The organism is Mesorhizobium sp. M1163 (assembly GCF_040318415.1).
Lineage (GTDB): Bacteria > Pseudomonadota > Alphaproteobacteria > Rhizobiales > Rhizobiaceae > Mesorhizobium.
Genome location: NZ_JAMYMF010000057.1, coordinates 1 through 21,920, shown reverse-complemented (window position 1 = coordinate 21,920; position 21,920 = coordinate 1). Strand labels below are relative to the sequence as shown.

The 21,920-nt window shown below is 59.6% G+C and carries 22 protein-coding genes and 1 pseudogene; 9 read left to right on the top strand and 14 right to left on the bottom strand.

What is annotated here, in order from left to right; genetic code table 11:
* Window positions 1-165 precede the first annotated feature (165 nt).
* The gene (locus tag NKH43_RS32805) at window positions 166-1,836 is read left to right on the top strand and encodes an SGNH/GDSL hydrolase family protein (RefSeq protein WP_352622613.1); all 1,671 of its coding nucleotides are present in this window, start codon (window positions 166-168) and stop codon (window positions 1,834-1,836) included.
* Window positions 1,837-1,843: 7 nt separating this feature from the next.
* Here the strand turns inward: NKH43_RS32805 and NKH43_RS32800 are convergent, their stop codons facing one another.
* Together NKH43_RS32800 and NKH43_RS32795 are read right to left on the bottom strand one after the other, a co-directional pair.
* Window positions 1,844-2,032, bottom strand: coding sequence for a hypothetical protein (locus NKH43_RS32800; RefSeq protein WP_023722438.1), 189 nt, complete (start codon window positions 2,030-2,032; stop codon window positions 1,844-1,846).
* A 179-nt stretch (window positions 2,033-2,211) separates the two neighbouring features.
* Window positions 2,212-2,493, bottom strand: a complete 282-nt coding sequence (locus NKH43_RS32795) for a hypothetical protein (RefSeq protein WP_023722439.1) — start codon at window positions 2,491-2,493, stop codon at window positions 2,212-2,214.
* A 313-nt stretch (window positions 2,494-2,806) separates the two neighbouring features.
* Here NKH43_RS32795 and NKH43_RS32790 point away from each other — a divergent pair, with 313 nt between their 5' ends.
* A complete protein-coding gene (locus tag NKH43_RS32790) occupies window positions 2,807-3,085 on the top strand; it encodes a hypothetical protein (RefSeq protein WP_023722441.1) in 279 nt (92 codons plus the stop codon).
* Here the strand turns inward: NKH43_RS32790 and NKH43_RS32785 are convergent.
* The 9 genes and pseudogenes from NKH43_RS32785 to NKH43_RS32745 all read right to left on the bottom strand — a co-directional run bounded on the left by NKH43_RS32785 (window position 3,079) and on the right by NKH43_RS32745 (window position 12,308).
* A complete protein-coding gene (locus NKH43_RS32785; RefSeq protein ID WP_245278754.1) occupies window positions 3,079-3,594 on the bottom strand; it encodes a hypothetical protein in 516 nt (171 codons plus the stop codon). The two genes, NKH43_RS32790 and NKH43_RS32785, sit on opposite strands and share 7 nt — an antisense overlap.
* Before the next feature lie 994 nt (window positions 3,595-4,588).
* Window positions 4,589-4,732: pseudogene (locus NKH43_RS32780) on the bottom strand (IS5/IS1182 family transposase); the annotation flags it as partial.
* A gap of 430 nt (window positions 4,733-5,162) precedes the next feature.
* Entirely contained in the window at window positions 5,163-6,188 is a 1,026-nt protein-coding gene (locus NKH43_RS32775) for a transketolase family protein (RefSeq protein ID WP_502897239.1), read from the bottom strand.
* Complete coding sequence (locus NKH43_RS32770; protein WP_156948304.1) at window positions 6,185-7,024, bottom strand: transketolase; 840 nt, start codon at window positions 7,022-7,024, stop codon at window positions 6,185-6,187. Before NKH43_RS32770 ends, NKH43_RS32775 begins: the two co-directional genes overlap by 4 nt.
* A gap of 19 nt (window positions 7,025-7,043) precedes the next feature.
* Entirely contained in the window at window positions 7,044-7,796 is a 753-nt protein-coding gene (locus tag NKH43_RS32765; RefSeq protein ID WP_023722445.1) for an SDR family NAD(P)-dependent oxidoreductase, read from the bottom strand.
* A 35-nt stretch (window positions 7,797-7,831) separates the two neighbouring features.
* Window positions 7,832-8,725 carry an amidohydrolase family protein gene (locus NKH43_RS32760; RefSeq protein ID WP_031195132.1) on the bottom strand — a complete coding sequence of 298 codons (894 nt, stop codon included), beginning with the start codon at window positions 8,723-8,725 and terminating at the stop codon, window positions 7,832-7,834.
* A 64-nt stretch (window positions 8,726-8,789) separates the two neighbouring features.
* Window positions 8,790-9,752 carry a substrate-binding domain-containing protein gene (locus NKH43_RS32755; protein WP_023722447.1) on the bottom strand — a complete coding sequence of 321 codons (963 nt, stop codon included), beginning with the start codon at window positions 9,750-9,752 and terminating at the stop codon, window positions 8,790-8,792.
* A 22-nt stretch (window positions 9,753-9,774) separates the two neighbouring features.
* Window positions 9,775-10,779 (bottom strand): ABC transporter permease, encoded by a 1,005-nt coding sequence (locus tag NKH43_RS32750; RefSeq protein ID WP_023722448.1) that lies wholly within the window; start codon window positions 10,777-10,779, stop codon window positions 9,775-9,777.
* Window positions 10,776-12,308 (bottom strand): ATP-binding cassette domain-containing protein, encoded by a 1,533-nt coding sequence (locus tag NKH43_RS32745; protein WP_051409767.1) that lies wholly within the window; start codon window positions 12,306-12,308, stop codon window positions 10,776-10,778. Before NKH43_RS32745 ends, NKH43_RS32750 begins: the two co-directional genes overlap by 4 nt.
* A gap of 103 nt (window positions 12,309-12,411) precedes the next feature.
* On the opposite strand from NKH43_RS32745, the gene NKH43_RS32740 reads away from it, so the two are divergent.
* Complete coding sequence (locus NKH43_RS32740; RefSeq protein ID WP_352861654.1) at window positions 12,412-13,407, top strand: LysR substrate-binding domain-containing protein; 996 nt, start codon at window positions 12,412-12,414, stop codon at window positions 13,405-13,407.
* Window positions 13,408-14,800: 1,393 nt separating this feature from the next.
* On the opposite strand, the gene NKH43_RS32735 is transcribed toward NKH43_RS32740, so the two are convergent.
* The 3 genes from NKH43_RS32735 to NKH43_RS32725 all read right to left on the bottom strand — a co-directional run bounded on the left by NKH43_RS32735 (window position 14,801) and on the right by NKH43_RS32725 (window position 15,919).
* A complete protein-coding gene (locus NKH43_RS32735) occupies window positions 14,801-15,025 on the bottom strand; it encodes a hypothetical protein (protein WP_023722452.1) in 225 nt (74 codons plus the stop codon).
* Window positions 15,026-15,201: 176 nt separating this feature from the next.
* A complete protein-coding gene (locus NKH43_RS32730; RefSeq protein WP_352622029.1) occupies window positions 15,202-15,717 on the bottom strand; it encodes a winged helix-turn-helix domain-containing protein in 516 nt (171 codons plus the stop codon).
* Complete coding sequence (locus NKH43_RS32725; RefSeq protein ID WP_352622027.1) at window positions 15,680-15,919, bottom strand: response regulator; 240 nt, start codon at window positions 15,917-15,919, stop codon at window positions 15,680-15,682. Before NKH43_RS32725 ends, NKH43_RS32730 begins: the two co-directional genes overlap by 38 nt.
* A 494-nt stretch (window positions 15,920-16,413) precedes the next feature.
* Between NKH43_RS32725 and NKH43_RS32720 the strand changes: the two genes are divergently transcribed.
* The 6 genes from NKH43_RS32720 to NKH43_RS32695 all read left to right on the top strand — a co-directional run bounded on the left by NKH43_RS32720 (window position 16,414) and on the right by NKH43_RS32695 (window position 21,871).
* A complete protein-coding gene (locus NKH43_RS32720; RefSeq protein ID WP_352807048.1) occupies window positions 16,414-17,598 on the top strand; it encodes a trehalose-6-phosphate synthase in 1,185 nt (394 codons plus the stop codon).
* Between the two features lie 294 nt (window positions 17,599-17,892).
* A complete protein-coding gene (locus tag NKH43_RS32715; protein WP_031195139.1) occupies window positions 17,893-18,588 on the top strand; it encodes a helix-turn-helix domain-containing protein in 696 nt (231 codons plus the stop codon).
* A gap of 139 nt (window positions 18,589-18,727) precedes the next feature.
* Window positions 18,728-19,603, top strand: a complete 876-nt coding sequence (locus tag NKH43_RS32710; protein WP_352622024.1) for an Evf family palmitoylated virulence factor — start codon at window positions 18,728-18,730, stop codon at window positions 19,601-19,603.
* 175 nt (window positions 19,604-19,778) lie between these two features.
* Window positions 19,779-20,393: a hypothetical protein gene (locus NKH43_RS32705; RefSeq protein ID WP_051409769.1), complete on the top strand. Its 615-nt coding sequence runs from the start codon at window positions 19,779-19,781 to the stop codon at window positions 20,391-20,393.
* Between the two features lie 160 nt (window positions 20,394-20,553).
* Window positions 20,554-21,261, top strand: coding sequence for a DUF1906 domain-containing protein (locus NKH43_RS32700; protein WP_023722459.1), 708 nt, complete (start codon window positions 20,554-20,556; stop codon window positions 21,259-21,261).
* A gap of 259 nt (window positions 21,262-21,520) precedes the next feature.
* Window positions 21,521-21,871 carry a recombinase family protein gene (locus tag NKH43_RS32695; RefSeq protein WP_023722460.1) on the top strand — a complete coding sequence of 117 codons (351 nt, stop codon included), beginning with the start codon at window positions 21,521-21,523 and terminating at the stop codon, window positions 21,869-21,871.
* Window positions 21,872-21,920 lie beyond the last annotated feature (49 nt).

Here is a 21,920-nt window from a genome sequence, read left to right as displayed (position 1 = left end):
TTCCCCCAAAATGCCCGCGGCTAGCAGGCGCTGAGGGCAGGACGAAGTCTATTTGCCTTGACGGCATGCGGAATATATTCCTATTCTGCGGGATGCCGCACCCTCGCCGACACGAAGCCGTTTCCGAATATCACCTCGCCAAAATTGAACGACAGGCGTGGCGCCTTGTCTCTGTCGGTCGGGGCGACGCTTTTGGACCTCAAAGTGTCCGCTGCCGACCTCGGCCTGCGGGTTGGTGAACCCGTTGAAATCATCGTTGATCTGATCGCCGCACAAAGCCTTCAGATCATCGGCAGCATCGCGGTGGCATCCGGGGTGGCGCACAACGAGAGCAACACGGTCAACCTGGCAGTGGCGGGCGGGCTGGGCTACATGAGCGTTGGGCTGACCGTCACGCCGACCCAGAACGATGTCACGTTTGGCACGAGCCTGCTGGTTCGGCTCAACATCGCTGCCGGCGTCGGTGCGAATGGCCTGTTCGTGCTCGGCTGGGCTGTCCAGAAGGCCAAGTCACGCCTGACCTACATCGGCGGGGCTCTCCAATCTGCGGCCATGGTGGCGGAGGATGCGCACCCGAAGCTTAACATCGACCCGTTCTTCCGCATTGCGGCCAGCGGCGTCACCAACGACTATGCTGGCAACCCTCTGATCGGAGCATCGGCTGGCGGGTTTCCTCCTGTTCTGGTCAACGCGCCGGCAGGCTCGCCCTTCGGCACCAGGCCATCAAGCTGCCGGCCGGCCACGCTGCACGACATCAAGACGCCCGTAGCCGAAGCAGGGTTGACGGTGGGAGAAACTGTCTGGTGTATCTTCGCCTTCATGGCGGGGAGTGCCCAGTCCATCCAGTTCATCCAATACATTCCGGTGTCGTCCGGGGTGACCCAGACCGCTCAGATAACCAAAACGGTCAATGGCCTGACGTATATTTCGCTGCCCATCGTGGTCACCCAGAACGACGTTACCTACGGCCTTAATCACCAGCTCCGCATCCTTCCGACAGGGGCCTTGGCCGCGGATGCCTACCTTCTCGGCTGGGCCATCCAGAAGGCACCGGGCCGGCTGATCGATAACCATGGCCGGTTTGACAAACTGGCCAAGGACGTTGCCTCCGTGCCGGCCTCGCAGTTCGCCGGCAAGATCGGTGCGCACTTCGGCGATAGCATCATCGAAAGTGTCATCTGGCCGGGCATCACGCCGACCGCCAAGATTGCCCAGCGCACCGGCATGACGATCACCAACTGCGGCGGCGGCGGTACCCGCATGGCCAACCATGCTACGAACTATGACAAGTTCTCGTTTTACCGGCTGGCCGATGCCATTGCCTCCGGTGATTTTTCCCAACAGATAGCCGCAGCAACGCTCATCGGAGGCACCTTTCCAGCGATTGCAGCGCGCATGGCATCGGTGGATTACAGCCTGCTGGATTACCTGATCCCCTCGTTCGGCACCAACGACTTCACCGGCGCCGGCCCGACGTGCCCCATCGGCACCAATGCGGACATAACCGGGGCGACCTTCAAGGGAGCCATCAACTACGGCATCCAGACGATCATGACCGCCCGGCCGAACCTGAAGCTCATCTTCACGACGCCGATATGGCGGACGCTGGACGGCACTGCGGGAGGAGCCGGAAGCCAGCTGATCGACTACGCCAACGCCATGCTTGAGGTCTGCGCCCTAAACAGGGTGCCAGTGGTCGATCTGTACCGCCGCTTCATCATCAACCAGTTCAACTACGTTCATTGGATGGGTCCTGGAGACGGAACTCACCCTAACAATCTTGGACAGGACCTGATCGGCGGCATGATGGCGGCGGGGCTGTTCGACAACTTCTAAGTTGCGCCTAGACAATCTCGGCGCGGACGAAATGCCATGACGCCGTGTTAATGATCGTGTCCGGGGTGTAGGGATTGGTGAGTTTCACTAGCGTCCCATCAACTTCCGCGACCGTCCAGACGCCAGTTTCGTCGCTCCAGTCGCCCGGAACCGCTACAATCATGGTGATGCGGTAATCTCTTCCGATTTCGAACATTCGGCCCTCCCCAGTTTTTGGTTCGGGGCAGAATGCGCGCGTGCTTGGGTCGGCGCAAGCGTCACCGACCTCGCAGGCGCGGATGGCGTCGACCAGCGCGACAACCGCGCCACGGGCCAGGTGGATGCCATCCTCGACGTGATCTCGAGCAACCTTTTCACGGCGATGGCAAATCTACCCTAGTGGAAGTCAATCTTTTTCGACGGCTGCGCGGTGTGGCTTTTGAGACTGATGAGCGCAGGCGTGTCGATCTTCGACGCTATCCGCCGGGCCAGTTCCCGCAATTCGAAAAAGCCGTCAATACTCATCAGGCTCAACGGTGTGCCTGACGAAGTATCCCACCGCAAAGGTACTTTGTCTTGCCTGTACGAAGATCCGTTCATCTCGCAAATGGCGTCGTAAATCGCCTGTGCGATCGACATTTCGGCACGGATACGCTCTGCGTCTTTTTGGCTGTTCATAAGAATTTTTCCCCAAACCACGGTCCCCCTTAGCCGCTTTCATTAGGTGTCGCTAGATCACGCGGATGTGACACGTCGGATAAAATCGATTGATATGGCCGAGGGAGCGCACGCGGTTTTCTTTGGTCTTCGCCGTGTTGAGCGCCGTGCAAGACTCGTGCCGCGTCCATCTTGATCGCAGCGTTGAATGGGCACTATTCGCAATGTATATTGCGCGCATGAGCACTGCAGCTGACAACAATTTTTTGCTGCCGCCCCCGGCTCCAGCGTATCTGCCGGCGCGCGTCATCGGCGACCCGAAGAAGGCGGCGTAGTGGTCAGCCCGCTTCCGGATCCCGAGGTCGCGGACGAAGCGCCAAGCGAGCCCTACCTCACCCCATACGACAATAAACGGGTCGCCATGTATATGTGGCTGCTGGACGCCGCCTATGACGACGAGGATTGGCGCGTAGTTGCCAGGACTGTGCTGCATATCGATCCCGAGAAGGAACCGAAGCGGGCGCACCGAGCCTGGGAAACTCATCTCGCCCGCGCCCGGTGGATTCTCAAGGAAGGGTACAAGTTCCTGTTCCCGAGCCCCACGACTCACTGACGAGTCTGTCCGTTAGGGCCGAAATTGGGGCCGCAAGAAGATACCGACAAAAGGTTTAATGAAATCAACGGCATCTGGCGGAGGGAGTAACCGTCCGGCTGTTTTTTCGCGCCGACGTCATGCCTTTTCTTCGCACCGGTTAAAGGTTTTGGTTCCCTGGACCAGGAAACATCGATGGGGCTCGCGGTCACCCAGGTGAACCCACCGCATCCACCATGCGCATCAAGCGCACTGGTCAGTCGACGCGACAATACACGAGACCCGCCGCGCAGTGCCTGCAGTTCTTTGAGACTGGCACTGATGAAGGCAAGTGCCTCGCCGCGGTTGGGAACCGGTCCCTTCTTCATAGCACGAACCCTGCTGCCACGAATTGACCCCAACTTAATTAAACGCGCTCTCATGGCGTGAAAGTGACTGTCAGCATTGGAGGCGCGGAAATTTCTCCCAATGCAGATGCTCAGGACGTCCTTCGCACTGCCGGACGGTGCCTTTTTGAAGCGAAACAACATGGACGAAATCGTGTTTCGTTCGTCTATGAAGCCGCCATGTTGCGGGTCGTGACGCCCTAACCTACCGCTGGCCCAGCCCTGACGCTGGCAGAGTATCGCGAGAATGGGGCCTGCCTTCCAACCGATTGCGGATGCACCAACAACCCGGCCACGTACGACGTTTCACAGCCTGGGGCCTATTTTTCAGGTAACCGGCAATTCGTTGGAGTCCGTTCTCCTAAGTGACGCAAAAAGGCCCGCCCCATTGTGTGGAGCAGGCCCTTTGACTTGCGCGGTACTCAGAACTTTGCCGCTTCGCGAAAGATAATAGCGAATGGTAAACATCGACTGAACGTCCGTGCCGCTTCGGTGGCCTTGGGTTAGGTGGGGCCTGTCCTTGTTGCTTGGCGAGATCGGGGCGGCTGATGCCGGCTCAGTGCGACGCGGATTTCGTGCAAACCCCGACAATGCTGCCCCCGCATCGATCACCGCAAGCAGATTGGCCAGCTAAATGTCATCCACTGCAGGGCAAATTCGTTGCTCGCCGGCCGACAAATGCTGGGAGGCACTGCATGCGCGCGCTCGCGCGGACCTGTGGTGAAAGAATTGGCGCCCGGCCGCGATTGATCAAAGTTGGGCCTGCGGACCGAGTGTCACCGCTTGCGATCGTAACATTGATGCGAGTCCGAATTTACTCTTTGGCTCGCGCCCAAGCTGGACGCTCAAGGATGCCGCGTCTTCGCCGATATCCTGACGCTTCAGCCCGGCGACCGGTGGCGCAGAGAAACCTCACGAACGCGAGCCGGATCGCGAGCCAGATCGAAGATGAGCTTTCCACCCCTGCATGGTACCGGAGTCTGGGCCCGTTGGCGCAGGATGGAAGTCGATCCTGATGTACGATGATACACTTCCCGTGCGTCGAGATGGGCGGACTCGAAATGAGGCCGCAGTTCGTCAACGACACCGTTGTCGCTCGGGATTGCCTGCTCGAACAGCAGATGTCCGTAATCGGCCGTCAGGCTTCGAGCTCCTTCGGCTGACTTTTGAGGGCGGCGATGAGTAGCCCCAAAAGAGCCTTCCGCCACCGGAGCAGGAGCGAGAAGTTGTAGCCGGCGGCGGCCAGGACGGCGTCGCCCTGCTGGCGGGCGAGGTAGTTGCGGCCAGCTTCTTTCGCTTCGCGCCACCAACCCTTCGACCAAACCGGTGCCGTGACACCCGTTCCGAGAACAGGCGAGCCGCGCGCCGGTCTATATGCCGCGAAGGACAGACGAGCCAACATCCCGAAACTTGCTTACGTCGAACTCGCGGGAGACCGGCACCAGGGGGCCTGACACCAAGTCCTCGAATGCCCTCGATGTGTGTTCAAGATCCTAGGAAGTTCTCTCCTTACCACTGGAAGACAGCTCGTCCAGCCGCATCTGAACAGGAGGCCGGTGCTCAATCAGTGCCGCGCAGGATGTGCCCGATTGACAGGCATCAGGGAAGCCCAGGTCCTTAGTCCACAACGCTGTGACGAGCGCGACAACCGCGGCGGGGTTAGCCAGCTCACAGTTCAAGTCGATGGCTCAACTGTTGCATGGGGAGAGCTCTTACTTCTCGCTCCAAGTGCGGACGCGGCGCACGAGCTCGGAAGTTGAGATCCCGTAGCGATCGTGAAGCGTCGGCAGCGCGCCAGCGTCGAGGAACTCGTCCGGCAGGGCGATCTGCCGAAAGACTGGGGCCACTCCCTCCCGCATCAGCAGCGCGGCGACACCTTCGCCCAGCCCACCGATGATGGTGTGGTTCTCGGTCACTATCATTAGCCGTCCCGGACGGCGCGCCGCGGCAAGTATCGTCTCCGTGTCCAGAGGCTTGATCGTCGGAACGTGCAGAACGGCGCAGCCGATCCTGTCGGCTTCAAGCGCCTTCGCCGCCTCCAGCGCGCGCATGGTCATCAGGCCGCTTGAAATGAACAGCACATCCTCACCCTCGCGCAACAGGCGTGCCTTGCCGATTTGGAATGTGTAATCGTACTCGTCGAGCACGACAGGGACCTTGCCGCGCAAAAGCCGCATGTAGACCGGCCCGTTGTAGTCCGCGATCGCCTCCGTGGCCTGTTCGATGTCGAGCGCGTCGCAAGGGTCGATGATCGTCAGGTTCGGCATCCCGCGGAAGATCGCGATGTCCTCCGTCGCCTGGTGGCTGGGGCCGTAGCCGGTCGTCAGCCCCGGTAAGGCGCAGACGATCTTCACATTGAGTTTCTCCTCGGCGATCGCCATGCAGATGAAATCGTAGGCACGTCGCGATGCGAAGACGGCATAGGTCGTCGCGAAAGGCGTGAAGCCCTCCCGCGCCAGGCCGGCGGCGGCGCTCATCAGCACCTGCTCCGCCATGCCCATCTGATAGAAGCGGTCCGGATGCTCCTGTGCGAAGACATGGAGATCGGTGTATTTCGCGAGGTCCGCCGTCAGGCCAACTATCCCGGGCCGCTGGTGCGCCAGTCTGGCCAGTGTGTGCCCGAACGGCGCATTGCGTGTCGGTACGCCATCGGGCGCGATCGACGCGATCATCGCCGATGTGGTCTTGCGCTCACCGGCATTGGCGGCGTGGCGCGGCGCGAATTTTGACAACCTCAACGCGGACGTCCCTTTTCCAAAGCTTCGAGCGCCAGCGCCCATTCATGCGGTTCGACGCGGATGAAATGCGTGATGTCGCGGGTTTCCAGGAATGGCACACCCTTGGCCATGCGCGTATCGCAAACGATCACACGCGGACGAGGTTCCTTCAGGCCGCGCGCCAGGTCGAAGGCCTTGCGGACCGCCTCGATGTCGTTGCCGTCGACGCGCTGCGCATGCCAGCCGAACGCCTCGAACTTGTCGGTCACCGGTTCGGAGGAGAGCATGGCCGTCGACGGACCATCGGCCTGCTGATTGTTGAAGTCGACAATGGCAATGAGATTGTCGAGCTTGTGGTGGGCGGCCGACATCGCGGCTTCCCAGGTCGAGCCCTCACCGAGCTCGCCGTCGGACAAAAGATTGTAGACGAAACTGTCGCTTCGCTTGCGCGTCAGCCCCATGCACATGCCAACGGCAATGCCAAGGCCGTGACCGAGCGAGCCGCCGGTGATCTCCATGCCGGGCGTGTATGGCGCCATGCCCGACATCGGCATACGGCTTTCATCGCTGCCATAGGTTTCGAGCTCTTCCTCCGGCAGCACGCCCGCTTCGATCAGAGCCGCGTAGAGCGCGATCGCATAGTGTCCGATCGACAGCAGGAAGCGGTCGCGTCCCTCCCACAACGTGTCCTCCGGCCGGTAGCGAAGCGCATGGAAATAGGCGACGGCAAGCACGTCGGCGACACCCAGCGCCTGTCCGACATAACCTTGGCCCTGGACTTGGCCCATTCGCACGGCATGTCGGCGGATACGATAGGCTCGTTCGGCCAGGCTGACATTGCTGCCAGCGCGAGGCATCTCAAGATCCGTTATCCTCTCAGCCATGGATCAGCATCCCACCGTTGACGTCGATCACGGCGCCGGTGATGTAGCTGGCCAGATCGGACGCCAAAAAGAGATAGGCGCCAGCGACGTCGCGCGCATCCCCCAGCCGGCTGAGCGGGATTCCCTTGATGATGTCGGCGCGCATGGCTTCGGTCAGTTTGCCGCCGGTGATGTCGGTCTGGATCAGGCCCGGTGTGACACAGTTGACGCGGATGCCTTCGGGACCGAATTCGCGCGCCATGGCCTTGGCAAGCCCCAGAACACCCGCCTTGGCAGCCGAATAGTGCGGGCCACCGAAGATGCCGCCGCCGCGCTGGGCCGAAACCGACGACATGCAGATGATCGAGCCACCGCCATTTTCGCGCATGTTCGGGATGAATGCCTGGCTGAGATAGAGCACGCCGCGTAGGTTGACATCGAGCATGCGGTCCCAGTCAGCCGGGCCGATATCCAGTGTCTTTGCGGGCTGCGTGATCCCGGCAATGTTGCACAGCACGTCGACCTTGCCGAAGGCTTCGGCCACTTCGGCAGCAGCCCTCTTGCAGGCATCGAGGTCGGCGACGTTACAGGCGAGGCCAATGTGCTCGGGCCCAAGCGACTCGGCGGCGTCACGGGCCTGTTGCTCATCGAGGTCAAGAATAGCAATGCGCGCGCCTTGCTCCGCCATCAGCGTTGCCGTGGAGCGGCCTATCCCCCGAGGGCTCGCGGCCCCTGAAATCACCACGGCCTTGCCCTTCAGCAACATGTCGAACTCTCCTGCTATTTCTCTTTGCCGGTGATCTAAAGTCGGTAGAACCGGGCGGCGTTGTCGTGGAACAACGCAAGCCGCTCCTCATGGGTGTAGCCTCGCGTGATCTCCTTGAAGGCGTTCACGATCGCATCGAAGCTCGAAAACAGCTTGTCGACCGGAAAGTTCGTCGCGAACATGCAGCGGCCGACCCCGAACGCCCCGAACGCTTCCTCGACATAGGGACGGATCGATGCAGCGGTCCATCGCCAGTCGCCCATGCCGAGACCCGAGATCTTGCAGGCGACGTTCGGCGCTTGCGCCAACTGATGCATGCCTTTTCTCCAAGCATCGAAATGCTCAGGGCCATCGACCTGCATGCCGGTGTGATTGAGAATGATCTGGACGTCGGGGAAGTCCAGCGCGAGCTCGAGAAACTCGCCCATCTGCGGATAGTAGAGCTGCAAGTCGAAGCTCAACCGGCGCTTCGCCAGTTCCCGGAAGCCACGTCGCCATTCGGGTGTCCGGCTGACCTCCGGACGCGACTGATAGGTCTTGGCGGGGTCAGGATGGTAATTCATCGACTGCCGTATACCGCGGAAGTTCGGATATTCCATGTGGCGGTCGAGGAGGTCGCCGACATCGGGTATGGACAGGTCGGCATAGCCGACGATGCCGTGGGGGAAGCCCCGCTTGTTGGCGATCTCCTGCAGCCAGCGCGTCTCCCCAACCGGATCGCTGGGATCGAACCCTACGTCCAAGTGCACCGATTTCACCAGGGTCTGGTTCCTGGCGTCTTCCAGGTAGTCGTCGAGAAGGTAGCTTTTGCGGATCGCCTCGTAGTCACCGAAAGCCGACGGCTTAACCCCGTCGGTCAGCCACGGATAATAATTGGTCTCCAGATCCCACAAATGATGGTGCGGATCGATGAACGGCAGCTCGGCCACGGTCGGGATTCCTTGCTCGAGGTCTGGACCCGCCGGCCAAGCCGGCGGGTCCATTGGGTGGCGGTCAGTTGCTCGGCGGAAAGACGCGGGCGATGACCCTCTTGGCCTCAGGACTCTCGACCTTGTCGGCGGTCACAAGAGGCATGACCAAGGCCAGGTCCTGGGTCACCGGTGCGCCCGTCAGTGCGTTGTAGACCTGCTGGGTTCCGTCGATGCCCTGTCCCACCGCCTCCTGGAAGAAGATGCCCTGGATCGCTCCCTTCTTCAGCAGCGCGATCGTGGTCGGCGAGCCGTCGGCCACGGTGATGCCGATCTTGCCGGTGAGGCCCCGGGTCTCGACCACCTTGGCGGCGCCGGTGCCGGCTTCGTCATACATGCCGTAGATGGCCTTGATGTCGGGATTGGCGGTCAAGAGGTCGTTTGCCTGGGTGACGGCCTCGTTGATCGTCAGACCCCGCGTTTCCAGCATCTGGACGAGGTCGCAGCCGTCGGCGGCAAACGCCTCCTTGGCGCCCTTGAGGTATTTCTGTGCATTCTCCCGGTCCTGCGGCAGCGACAGCATGCCAACCTTGTTGCCGCCACGCTCCTTGGCAAGCTCGCAGGTGAATTTCCCCTGCGCCTTGCCGGTCTCATAGTTGTTCGCGGTGACCGAGGACGTATAGTTGGTGAGGCCCGGCTGCGGCCCGATGCCGGCGAAGGCGATCGGCACTTTCTGCTTCGCCAGATAGTCGAGCAGCGGCGGTGTCGAGGTCGAGCTGACGGGGCCGATCACGATGGCCGCGACGCCTTTGGTCACGGCGATCCGAGCATTGTCCATCTGCTTGGCGGGTGAGTTTTCTGAGGTGTACTCGACATAATCCATGCCGAGTTCGTTGGCCTTCTCCTTGACGCCGTAGCCGACCCATTGCCAGTAGGAGATGTCCAGCGATGGGGCGATGTAGGCGACGGTCTTCTTGTCCTGCGCGTATGATGCGCTGGACAAGGCGGCCGCCGCCAATGCTGCAAGCAGGATTGTCTTCATTTTCATCTTGGTTCCTCCCGTTGATGATCTAGATGCGGTTCTTGTTGCTGAAGCGGTCGATCAAAACCGCGAGCAGGATTGCAGCGCCGGTGACTGAGCCTTGCCAGAAGCTGTTCACGCCAATGAGGTTCACGCCGTTCTGGATGCAGGTGATCATCAGCGCGCCCAGCACGGCGCCGATCGCGCTGCCCGTCCCGCCAAAGAGGCTGGCGCCGCCGATGACCACGGCGGCAATCGCCTGCAGCATCAGGCTCGCCCCTGCCGTAGCTTCGGCGTTGAGGATGTAGCTGACGGTCAGCAGTCCCGCGAAAGAGGCAAGCAGCCCTGAAGCGACATAGGCCGCGAACTTGATGCGCAGAACCGGAATGCCGAGCAGCCGGGCAGCAATTGCCGATGAGCCGACGGCATAGAACCAGCGTCCAAGGACGACCTTGCGCAAGGCGTATTCCAGCAGGACCATCAGGAAGATGCAGAATAGAAGATGGTTGGGCATGCCGGGAACGATCTCGCCGGAATTCAGGAGCCAGAAATCCGGGGCGCCCATCGGCATCGAACGCCCATTGGTGACGATGAAGGCAAGGCTGCCCGCCACCGCGTAGGTAATGAGCGTGACGACGAAAGGCGCAAGTCCGACAACCGTGACCAGAAGGCCATTGATCGAGCCGAACACAAGGCCGACCGCCAGGCCGGCAGCACTCGCGGTCAGTCCGTCAGCGCCACTGGCCATCGCCAACGCGGTCACCATTCCGGTCAGGGAAAAGACTGAACCGACCGAAAGATCGATTCCGCCGGTGATGACGACCAGCAAAACACCGAGCGACATGATTATGAGAGGCGCGGCGGCCTGGATGATGTTTTGCACATTGCCCATGCTGAGTGCTGCGGGCACGAACATGCCGACGGCCAGCAGCAGGACGACGATCGCAGCGGCAATCGCGGCTTCGGTGCGGTAGGACAAAAGAACCACTGGGACGCGCGACGTGGTGGTCCGGAGTTTTTTCGTGGTGGTGGTGGTGTCGGTTGCGTCGGTCATGCCGCCATCCCCGTCAGTTCGGCGAGCCCCTCTTCGGTAAAGTGCTCTTCAGGCAGGAATCCCTTTGGCCGCCCATCGGTGTCAAAGGCGAAAATGGCGTCGCAAAGCTCGAGCATTTCGACGTTCTCGGTCGACCACCAGATGATGATCGCGCCAGCGTCGGCCATCTCCCGGATCAAACCGTAAATGTCGTGCTTGGTGCCGATGTCGACGCCACGCGTCGGCTCTTCCAGCACCACCATCCGGAGCGGCAGCCCAAGCCACCGTGCGACGAGAAGCTTCTGCTGGTTGCCGCCCGACAACGAGGCCGGCAGGTCCCAGATCGAGCTGGCTTTCAACTTCAGCGCTGAAACGAGATCGTGACATTCCTGACGCTCGGCTGCGGCCACGATCCGCCGCCTTTCGCGAACCCTGCGTGCTGCAAGCACGTTATCGACGATGGGCAGCTGCGAAAGAATCCCTTTGGTTGCGCGGTCGCCCGAAACAAAGCCGATACCGGCCCGCGCCGCGGCCGCTGGGGACGAGAAGCCGTTCCCAAAACCCTCGCCGGAAAGGTGCCAGCCAGCTCCGGGCCCGGCACCCACAAGCGGAGCAATGAGCCCGGTCGGGCCCGCCGGTGCGCCGGCCAGTCCCAAAATGGTCCCGGACGAAATCGCGATCCTGACGTCATCCGGGCCCAGCAGCTCGATCGGTGCGTTCTGTCGGAGGCCCTTTTGCGGTTTGCGGTGGGTTGCTGGACGCTGCGCGTGTTGGCCCATCTGCTGGATGATGTCCGCGTCGCTGAGCGATGCAAGCGGCGTGGCATTTGCGATCGTGACGCCATCGCGCAAGATCGTGCAGACATCGCAGAGCGCCCGAATTTCCCGCATCCGGTGAGAAACAAAGACGATACCAATGCCTTCTTCTCGCACCAGCCGCTTTAGCACCGAGAAGAGTTTGGCCGTCTCGCCGGCAGTGAGATTGGCCGTGGACTCGTCGAGAAGCAGCACTTCGGCTCCGGTGGAAAGGGCACGAGCGATCTCGACGATCTGGCCTTCGTGGAGGGACAATTTGCGTGCCGGCAGCTCGATGATCTCTTCGCCGATCGCTGGGTCAATCAGCCGGAGCGCTCCGAGCGCGGTTTCGCGCATGCGGCGACGGCTGATCTGCGACCAGCCCGACCTCGCATGCACAATGCCGATGTTTTCCGCGACCGACAGCTCGGGCAATAGCGCCAGCTCCTGATGCACCACCGCGATGATCGGGCTGGTGTGGCCGGCCTTCGACGAGGCGAAGCTAATATCGCCGGCATCGCGTGAGATCAGCCCGGTGATGATGCGGATCAGGGTGCTTTTGCCGGCGCCGTTGCCGCCCAGGAGCGCGTGGATTTCGCCAGGCCGGACCTGAAAACTCACGCCCCGAAGGACCCGTGTTGCGCCGTAGTTCTTCTTGACGTTGGAAGCCTCGATCAGGGGCTTCCTGGTCGATGCCTGTCCAACTGCCGGCACATTGCCGGCACTACCCAAGCTTTGGGTTGAACCCGGTTCCATCCTGCATCTCCTCCCGAGACCACAGGATGATGCGACCGATTGACATTCGGCTCAATTCTCGTTTCTTAATATTCTGTGTAGCTGAGCTTAACTGACGAGGACGATGTCAGACATCAAGTTCAATTCGATGACGCATTTCGAGGCGGTCGCGCGGCTCGGCGGCGTGGCAAAGGCCGCGCAGGAATTGCAGGTGACACCTTCGGCGGTCAGCCAGCAGCTGCGGCTGCTCGAACACCAACTCGGGGTCCGGCTTTTTCAGCGCGAAAAGCGCCATCTCTCGCTCACGATCGACGGTGAGCGGCTCTTCCAGACCACCACCCAGGCTTTCGAATCCATACGCGAGGTGCGTAATGCCATTGTGCGGCAGCGCGAAAGCTTCCAGCTTAGCCTGCGCGTCAGTCCTTCCTTCGGCGAGAAATGGCTGGCTCCGCGGTTGGCCGAGTTCAGCAAGGGCTATCCGAGCTGGAATTTGCGCGTCGACGCCACGCCCAATTTCTCGGATTTCGAAACGGAGGTCATCGATCTCGATCTTCGTTATGGCGACGGCGGCTGGGCCGGCCTTTATTCGGATTGCGTCGTCAACGATCTGATCCTGCCGATGTGCTCGCCTTCCTATCTTGCCGAACTGCGCGCGATCTCACCGGATCCGCGCGAGCAGCTTCGCCATGCGCGGTTGATCGACAGTGTGAAGGCCTATTTCCGGTGGGATTATTGGCTGCCGTGCAACGGTATCCAGGGCGCCCGCATGACGTATCCCTATCGTTTCGACCGTTCGTCAATGTCGGTTCAACTGGCGAAGGACGGTGCAGGTGTGGTCCTGGAAAGCACATCCATCGCATTCGAGGACCTGGTGTCGGGTTCTCTGGTTCCGGTCTCGATAGAGTTCGAGGTCATCGAGTTTCCGGGATACTGGCTGGTCTGTCCTTCGCGGCATATGAACCGGCGCGCGGTTCGCCTGTTTTCGGACTGGGTGTCACGCGTGGGTAAGCGCGACACCGATCTGGCTCGCGGGTTTCTGGCGGATAAGCAACTGCGCATATCGTTCGAACGACGGCCTCATTTCGGGGCACGGGATGACAAAGCGGCGCCAATGGCGTGAACAGTTCGGCGTTCAAGACATGGCAAGACGAAGATTGACAGCACGTTGCGGTTGAGGAGCTGGCAAAACGCAGGCTGTGTGCAAGCGAAGGCGGGTTGGCCGCGCTTTTCCAGCGACCTTCCTCTTTTCCAACCCGACAACGACTGACTTACCTGTTTTCTGACGCAGCCGGAGACGGAGGCACTCAGTTCATACAGCCGTAAATTACCGGCGTCATCGTCCGTGCAACGCTACAGGGAATGCTCGACAGCATTGTAATGCCATTCCGCCGACGCGGCCATGGCTTCAATGAACGCGAGTTTGACGGTAGCGACTAAGCAACCGAACCGTGGCGCCAATGACCTTCTGAGCTTCCTCCCATTTCGGAAGATCTCGTTCCCCAACACGCGTGGCGATCGCGGCCAGTATCCAACCTACGCAGCTGATGTCTTCGGCAGCCTTCAGTTTCTCATGCTGCAGGATGCAAGCTTCAATGCCCGGTCGGGGCGGAGACCCGGGCGTAGTACGCTCAGCGATTAGCTGCAGACCGGCGTCGTAGGCGGCGCAAATTTTAATTCTATCGCCCCTTTCCGATTTCATCACCACATTCGCCCAAAGGGCCAACTCAGTTAAAAGATCGGTTACTTCATCTCTCATTAAAAACTGCCGCTGTTTTCTTCATGAAACGAAATTCCACGATCCAGATAGCGCGTGGCCCGGACAATGAGCGAGGTATTTTCGGGGTTTGTTGTTATCGAGCGAACCACTCCTTCTAAGCTTGCCGAGAATGTTAGTCAAAACGCTCAGTTTGCTCGGCAGGATCGCCGTCTAGACACAGCGGGCAAACATACGCATGCGGTTTCGTTACCACCAAGACCACCGATGGCTTGTGGCAGCGATCACAGGCAAAATCCCGGTGTGCAGTAGGCCAAACGTCATTTTCTATCTTTAGAGCACGGAGCCCCATCGTTTGGCAGCCGTCATCTTGCTGCCAGCCGGCGGAGGGCGCTGGGCTGGCACAGTGGTCTCGGGTTTAATGCGGAGGTATGGGAAAGAGAGGCTCTCCCGGCTCACTGCGCCAGCAATGGTATCGGCACTCACAGGGGCGTCCCAGGTTGATTGGTGGCCCGTAGCGAGAAGACTCGATCGGGCGAGTTTGGCTGATTACTCGCATTCTGACCGCCGAATTCAAGAATAGTGTTGCCCTTGAGATAACTCTTCGCGCTTGAGTTGCACGTATGCAACAGTCACTACCGACCTGCGAGGAGCGGAAAATCCCGAAACCTTGTCGGCGCCGCGAGAGGCCCCTTATTTGAAATCGCGTCTTGGCTTGCGACCTGGATGCCTCGCGCGAATATGCCGGTCTGATGGTACAGGCGAAGGCGACTGGTGAAGCGATCGGCAAGGCCGAAGGTTACGTCGCCGCCACAGCCGCTGCTCGCGAGTTCTTGTTCGTGGGCACGATCGGCATCGGGCGGGCCAGACCAAGATCGGCATGGCCAATCTCGCCTACAATCTCACCCGCCCGTATGGCACCAGGGGCGAACTGCGCCCGCATGACGACGAAGGCGGCGCAAACCGCCACCGCGATGCCAAAATCGGCAATCTCAACAACCAACTCCGAAGCGATCGCCGTCATCAGTCCACGCAGAAATCAGCGCGGCCCTACCGGTCCGCGAAACGCCGGTAGTACGAGGTGCCCAGGTGACTGGAGGCCATTCCTAAGAAGGCAAAGCCTGACCCTATTCGTGATATTCTGAAGCGCCTGCAGTGGTGCTGGGTCACGTTCGCTTCCCGCGCGATCTTGGCCGTCCATCAACCACGGCGCGTCCTTAGTTCCTCAATATTCACGACACTGTCGAAAATATACCCCGCGCCGCGCTCGGTGCGGATATACTGCGGGCGCGGCGCCTTATCCTGCCCCAACTTACGGCGAAGGCGGACGATAAGAACATCGATGCTGCGGTAGTAGACCTCCTGATCATAGACACGGGTCGCCATCAGAAGCTGCTCACGTGAAAGGACCCGACCTGGGTTCTTGAGAAAGGCCATCAGGAGGTTGAACTCGCCGGCGGTGAGCTTGACGTCAGGATCCGTTCCCCGGCGCAAGCTCCGACGCTTGGTGCTAACTCGCCAGTCATCGAAACGGTAGATGGTGTTTCGGTCACGCTCCGGCCGCTGGCGCATAGCGGCGCGCACGCGGGCGCGGAACTCCGTAAGCCCGAAGGGCATAGTAATGTAGTCGCGAGCGCCGGTTTCGAGGCCAATCACCTTGTCGGCCTCATCTACGAAGTCACCGCTGATGATGATGATCGGAAGATCCCTTGGCACCAAAATCTCGAACGAACTGCAAACCGTCCTCTCGGCCGTAGCTCAGGTCGACAATTGCTAGATCAATCGCTTCAGAAGCCATATTGCTGGCGGCCTGCTGGCGGTTTTCGACCGCTCTGATGTTAAACTCATGCTTAGACAAGAAGCCCATAAGCGGTTCTCTCGTCAACGCGTCCTGACCGACGATGAGAATGTTCTTCATGGTCACTTCCTATTGACTGCAGCTTGGGCTGCCGGGGACGGTAGTCAAATTAGTGACGCTCAGCAGGTGGGACAATCTTCATCAGGCGTATTGCGGAATAGCGCAGACAAATAGGTCCTATGCGGAGTTCCTGCTGCGCAACAGTGCCCCCAAAGCCTGCTAGTTTTTGATGGATTGTCCGTCCTCTGCGACCACTCGTTCGGCAGACCGGGTTTATCCCCGCTGAGATTCGTATCGCTCCGGTCCTCTGGCACCATCACTGGAGCGCTTTTGCACCCAACTTCCTCTCCCGGCGGCTCCAATTCAGTTCAGCTTTGTTTCAATTTAAATCGCTGAAAAGTTGACATTCGTATGGATTCGTCGAGATTTATTGATCAGACGCAGAACTCGCCTTGATGTTAATTCCACTGTCTACAGGAAACTCCTGATGCCCAACCTTTTATCTAATTCCAATCTCCTTTCTAGACCCATGCTATCCTTTCTTTTGAACTTGCATGTCTTATTGTGCAGATCGCTCAGGGGGCGGAGCTTTCATGAACGGCGGGATGTCCGAGAGCAGGAGAGTGGAGATGAGTAGACTGGTCGTAGTCTCAAACAGGGTTTCGCTGCCCGACGAGCATGGTTCCCCGCCGCCAGGCGGGATGGCGATTGCGCTGAGCGCTGCGCTCCGGCGAAGGCACGGCCTATGGATGGGCTGGTCGGGGAAGGTGAAAGCCGGGGAGGACCCGTCAGGGCCGATCTCACGCCGGGAGGCCGGCGGGATCAATTATGCGCTTACCGATCTCTCGCAGACAGATTTGGACGACTATTACTACGGCTTTGCCAACCGGGTTCTTTGGCCGGTTTTCCACTGCCGAGTCGACCTCGCCGAGTATTCCGAAGCACGAATGTCCGGATATCAGCGCGTCAACCGACTGTTTGCAAAGCTGTTGCAGCCGCTCATCAGCGACGACGACGTCATATGGGTGCACGACTATCACCTGATCCCGCTTGCGAAAGAACTGCGGAACCTCGGCTGCGGCAATAAGATCGGCTTCTTCCTGCACATTCCGTGGCCGGCGGCGGACATCCTCTTCACCGTACCGCACTATGATGATTTGCTACGCGGGCTTTCGTGCTATGACCTCGTCGGCTTTCCGCTTCTCTCCGGCGCGATGCGGCGGCTTGAGCTAGGCGAGATCGATTTGGCTATAGGGCAGATTAGCGCCTCGCCGCCCGGATACTTGAGGCGCAGCCTCTACTCCGACCGGTTTGCCTGCCTGCTGCGCCACGACCATCCAGCCCTGGCGCGGGAATGGACAATCGAGAGCTTCGCGGCCTTGCGCCACGCAGCCATTGCCTTGGACTCCAAAGACGGCTTCGGCCGGGTGCATGACGAACTGGTCAAGTTAGATCTCCAGGGTCGCGATCCGGTGTTGGTTTCCAACATCTTGACGGCCGCGTTGGCGATCGCGGCGACCGATCTGCTGTTGATTGTACCACGCCGCGTCGCGACCAGGATCGCCGCCTTGCTGCCGCTAGCGATTATGGATCCGCCTGTGCAATTGACACCCTATGAAGTCGCGCTGATTTGGCACGAGCGTTCCCATCGCGACCCGGAGCATCGTTGGCTGCCACGAGATCGCCGTCGCCGCGGCGGCGGGAACAGAGCAAAATATCCCAACTGGGAAGGCAAGTGACTGATGAGTCGCCTAGGCAAGAAACGTGATCCGAATCCGGGGCTATCGTCAGGATATGACGGAAAAAGTTTATTGCCCTGCTCGCCCGTTGGGAGGGGAAGCTGGCTCTGCTGTGCCAGCGCATTGAAACCGTGCCGGTTTCGACAATTTGAAGCGAGGCAACAGGGCCAGACGAGAAGGTATCATACGCCCAGCCATCTATATACAGGCCAAAAACCGCCTCTCTTCGACCGCCATTCGGCCGCGCCAAGCCTTCCACAGGCCAGCTTCCCATGGTGTCTGTGAGGTGCCTGCATGCTGGCAGCATATCTTGGCTCGGACCCCGAAGCATGCAAGTCCTTGGCACTAATCGCGAGTTCTCTGAGGCAGATCGATATCCTTGATCACCGTTTATTGCGGGCAGGGCGCTCCGCGCAGATCGTCATCGTCGATTGTCGCGAACCGATTCACGACAAGCACGGGCGTGCGAAGCTCTCGCCCGAACCTGTCAAACTGGCTCTGGTTCTGGAAGAGAGCCTGGATCGACAAGCGGTCTTCTCCAACGGGTATTCCGATTACCTGTTGTGGCCGCTCACCGAGCAGGAAGTTCTGCGCAGACTTACCGCCTGCATCGTTCAGTTCGCGCAGCGTTCTACCCCGCCTTTCTTCTCAGCCGATCCGATCGTTCAGAATTCATGCAGTCTGCTGGCGCAGCGGGTCGATCAGCAGATCACCCTCGTCGAATTGGCGCGAATGGTGGGGACCAACAGGACAACGCTCACCACCCGCTTCGAGACATCGTTTGGCTGCGGGCCAATGACTTGGCTACGGCGCTACCGGATGACGGAGGCTGCTGACCGGTTGCGTAACGGGCATGAAAGCATCGGCAAGGTCGCCGAATCCTTCAGCTACGAGAACAGCAACAACTTCTCCACAGCCTTCAAGGCGTTTCATGGCCTCTCGCCACTGCGCTATCGCAAAATGATACGGCGCAGAGAAAAGCCTGCCTAACGCAAAGGTGGGGGCCGGAGCGAATTGGTATAAGGCGACGCGGGCACGCAAAGATCATCTCATCTCCGAGGCGTTTCCGCGCTTTGGGCACCTTAAGCTCTCGCACCAACGCTCATGTCTCACAGCAGGAGGATAAAGCATGTCGAACGCATTTTCAGTGAATGTTCAAGAGCATGAACAGCGCTATTCCAAAGAACACTATGAGGCGGCGTCCGCATTTTTCTACGCCAAGCCCCTTGTTTTGGCCCAGTTAGATGCTGCGCCCCCCAGTGACGACACGATCGCCAACGCTCAAGGGACAGTGCAGTTTCACCTCATCGGCCAAAAAACCGAAGATCCGACGTACAGCGGCACCCTCAATGAGAATCAGGACAATCTACTGGCAATAGGAGGAATTATTAACGACTACATGCATACCCATTATGCGAACATCGATGCACAGAAGCTTGATATCAACACATGGACCGATGTTGTTGGCAACATTCCAGATCTCTCTATGGGCGGGCAAACACTGAAGAGTTTTTCAAAAAAGGTGGCCGGGACGTCGGTCTCAGCTACTTTCCTCTCGCTGATTGCCAAGGCGATCATTACCGACGGGGCATCGTTGCTGCTGGATTTCCAGTCCTTCCTTACAGAAATGGGGAATCTCACCTTCAGTGCAAACGGCAAGGCGCAGCGATACAAGGCGCTGACATGCACCTATCAGAGCTACCTTCTCGATAATGGGGCAGGCGGATATTACGACTACGGAGCAATCGTTCTGCGGCAGATCGAGTTCAAAGAGCACTTCCTCGAGCTGAAATCCTCTTGTTCGTCGACCCACTACGTCCGCGTCGACATGGACTATGCCGAGGTCACCAATCTCGTTCAGACCCGTCGGATCCGCAAAGGCGGCCCCGATCACGAAAACTTCCAGGAGCTTGTGAATAAGAACTCCACCGACCAGTTCAAGAAGGCCAAGAACTTTTTCAACGGTGGCTCGACGCCGCAACAAGACATCAAGCCGCAGGTCTGATCGTCAGGCCTTTGATCGCGAAAGCAGCGCACCTAACCAATAGCGTGGATTTGGGCGAACGTCGCCCGCATCATGGATGCGATAGAGCGGTCCGGTAAGCCCTTGCGAACTACCGATGCTCTATCGCGCCCCCGGTGCCGGCGAACTCCGGTCCCGCTTCCATAGGGAAGCAGACATGAACCCATTCGCAAAAACAGCTGCGGGCCTTTTCCTGGTGATCGGCCCGCAGAGCAGCCAACCGCTCGAGGCGGAGAGGATTTGCTCTGCCATGGTCCAGAAACTATTCGAAGACCAAACCCGGGCTCTGGATTCTCGAGCATGGCAGAATGCCGCGCAAATGGTACCGAACCAGGTGGAAACCGCCACGACTTCAAGAACGCTAAACCGCACGATGGACGTGGCGGAATTGCCCAGTGCCTTTGCGTCAATTTGCGCGAATGCTGCCGACGGCAATGAAGCTGGCGTCGGTCTGGCAAAGGCAATCCGTAGCTATCTGAGCAAACACGGCGAACCGACGGCGTTCAATTGCCTCGTCCTAGATCAATCCGACTCCGCGGAATCCCGTCTATCTTTAACCTGCCTTGCCGTGGTCGAAGTTGGAAGCGCTGACAGTCTCGCCATCACCTCGATATTGCGCTCCGCATCGCTGAACCTGTCAAACAAGCAAACGCAATCCACTATCGCGCAGGTTTTCGGCCGTTTCAGCTCGCCGAGCGACTCACCGTACTACCTGCGCTTGTTCTCCAGCCGGCGGTCACACAGTCAGAGACGTAGCGACATTCTGCAGTAGACCCAAGGGCAAACAGAGGAATAGCTGATTGCGTCTGCGCCGCGTTGGTGGCTGCGGGAAATGACATCAAAAGGCTGCGCGAAGAAATAGCGTGGGAGGGCGAGGTGACCGTATAAACTGCGCATTTTCCATATAATTTCGGCCTTCGGGGAGACGGACTATGCACGATATTATCGACGTCCCGCAGAACGTCGGCGATTTTGCTGTGTGCTTGGCAGAATCTGGCGTCAATACAGTAATCCGGTACTACAACCATCGGAATAGTACACCATTTCCCTCAAAATGTCTGACAGGGGAGGAACTCGCCGCCCTTCATGGTGCTGGAATATCGGTAGCTGTGGCCTTCGAGCAGCGGGGTGGCGCGGGCGGCAATATCAGAGACTTGCATGGTGCGGCTGGAGAGCGAGACTCCGGTCGTGCGCTTGATCTGGCCGCCGCGTTGGGACAGCCCGAAGGCTCCGGAATCTATTTTGCAGTCGATTGGGACTACCACACACCACAGCATCTTGCAGGGGTAGCACCCTACTTCAGGAGTGTGCGGAATGCGTTGGCTGGCCGTTATCTCGTTGGCGTTTACGGATCGGGCACGGTCGGACACCACATGAAGCGCCAGGGGCTGGTGGACCATATATGGCTCTCTGGCTCGTTGGGATGGTCCGGAACGAGACAAGCGCTCAAGCAGGGGGATTGGTCGCTTTTCCAAAAGTTTATGGAAAAGCGTTCCGAGATCGGGGGCTTCGGATACGATGGAAATGTCGTCAATCCGGCCCTTGAAAACTTTGGTCAATTTGGGCCGGCAGGTACTCTCCCCTCTCGCGACGCGAACGAACGTCTGCGTTGTTCAAAGTTGCTGCGCGAGGAGCGCTAAATCTTCGCTCCCGGCCGGCCAAGAGCTTTCGCATGGTCGATTCCTCACGAACGGTACAAGGCGCGCCCACGCCTTGTCAGGCTGCACCGGAAGCTTCTCCCGCTGCGTCTTCGTCATCGATATCCCGGCATCGTTCATCCCTTCACAAACCGCTTGCCTTACGGCGCCATAATGAAAGAGGATTATGAAAGGCTCCGCACCTGTATTCTCGTGGACACCCTCGGCCTTCCATAAACGACCGTTTGCGAAAGGAACCAGAGTGCTGATCGGCTACGCCCGCGTGAGCAGAGGCGACGACCAGTCGAACACGGCGCAGGCCAGGGCGCTCGCCGATGCCGGGTGCAAGCGTATCCTCAAGGAGGAGGCCTCCGGCGGTCGCTGGGAGCGGCCGGAATTGCACAGGATGCTTGATCATTTGAGGGAGAGCGACACTGTCGTCGTCTGGAAGCTCGACCGTCTGTCTCGCTCACTCAAGGACGTTCTCACGATCATGGAGCGGATCGAAGCCACCAGCGCCGGTTTCCGCTCGCTGACAGAAGCGATCGACACGACGACAAGCCGGCCAGTGCCGGAACCGAGCGGCGCCGATCGTGCTGGTGAAGCGCCGTGACAGCTGCGGCGTTGCGGCGGGCGTGGCGCCGCAGCACGAGCGGCTCGGT

What these genes read in the sequence shown, in the direction of transcription:
- NKH43_RS32800 (WP_023722438.1), bottom strand. Translation starts at nt 2,032, where the DNA reads ATGTTCGAAATCGGAAGAGATTACCGCATCACCATGATTGTAGCGGTT.
- NKH43_RS32795 (WP_023722439.1), bottom strand. Translation starts at nt 2,493, where the DNA reads ATGAACAGCCAAAAAGACGCAGAGCGTATCCGTGCCGAAATGTCGATC.
- NKH43_RS32785 (WP_245278754.1), bottom strand. Translation starts at nt 3,594, where the DNA reads ATGTTGTTTCGCTTCAAAAAGGCACCGTCCGGCAGTGCGAAGGACGTC.
- NKH43_RS32770 (WP_156948304.1), bottom strand. Translation starts at nt 7,024, where the DNA reads ATGCCTCGCGCTGGCAGCAATGTCAGCCTGGCCGAACGAGCCTATCGT.
- NKH43_RS32765 (WP_023722445.1), bottom strand. Translation starts at nt 7,796, where the DNA reads ATGTTGCTGAAGGGCAAGGCCGTGGTGATTTCAGGGGCCGCGAGCCCT.
- NKH43_RS32755 (WP_023722447.1), bottom strand. Translation starts at nt 9,752, where the DNA reads ATGAAAATGAAGACAATCCTGCTTGCAGCATTGGCGGCGGCCGCCTTG.
- NKH43_RS32750 (WP_023722448.1), bottom strand. Translation starts at nt 10,779, where the DNA reads ATGACCGACGCAACCGACACCACCACCACCACGAAAAAACTCCGGACC.
- NKH43_RS32745 (WP_051409767.1), bottom strand. Translation starts at nt 12,308, where the DNA reads ATGGAACCGGGTTCAACCCAAAGCTTGGGTAGTGCCGGCAATGTGCCG.
- NKH43_RS32740 (WP_352861654.1), top strand. Translation starts at nt 12,412, where the DNA reads ATGTCAGACATCAAGTTCAATTCGATGACGCATTTCGAGGCGGTCGCG.
- NKH43_RS32735 (WP_023722452.1), bottom strand. Translation starts at nt 15,025, where the DNA reads ATGACGGCGATCGCTTCGGAGTTGGTTGTTGAGATTGCCGATTTTGGC.
- NKH43_RS32725 (WP_352622027.1), bottom strand. Translation starts at nt 15,919, where the DNA reads ATGAAGAACATTCTCATCGTCGGTCAGGACGCGTTGACGAGAGAACCG.
- NKH43_RS32720 (WP_352807048.1), top strand. Translation starts at nt 16,414, where the DNA reads ATGTCTTATTGTGCAGATCGCTCAGGGGGCGGAGCTTTCATGAACGGC.
- NKH43_RS32715 (WP_031195139.1), top strand. Translation starts at nt 17,893, where the DNA reads ATGCTGGCAGCATATCTTGGCTCGGACCCCGAAGCATGCAAGTCCTTG.
- NKH43_RS32710 (WP_352622024.1), top strand. Translation starts at nt 18,728, where the DNA reads ATGTCGAACGCATTTTCAGTGAATGTTCAAGAGCATGAACAGCGCTAT.
- NKH43_RS32705 (WP_051409769.1), top strand. Translation starts at nt 19,779, where the DNA reads ATGAACCCATTCGCAAAAACAGCTGCGGGCCTTTTCCTGGTGATCGGC.
- NKH43_RS32700 (WP_023722459.1), top strand. Translation starts at nt 20,554, where the DNA reads ATGCACGATATTATCGACGTCCCGCAGAACGTCGGCGATTTTGCTGTG.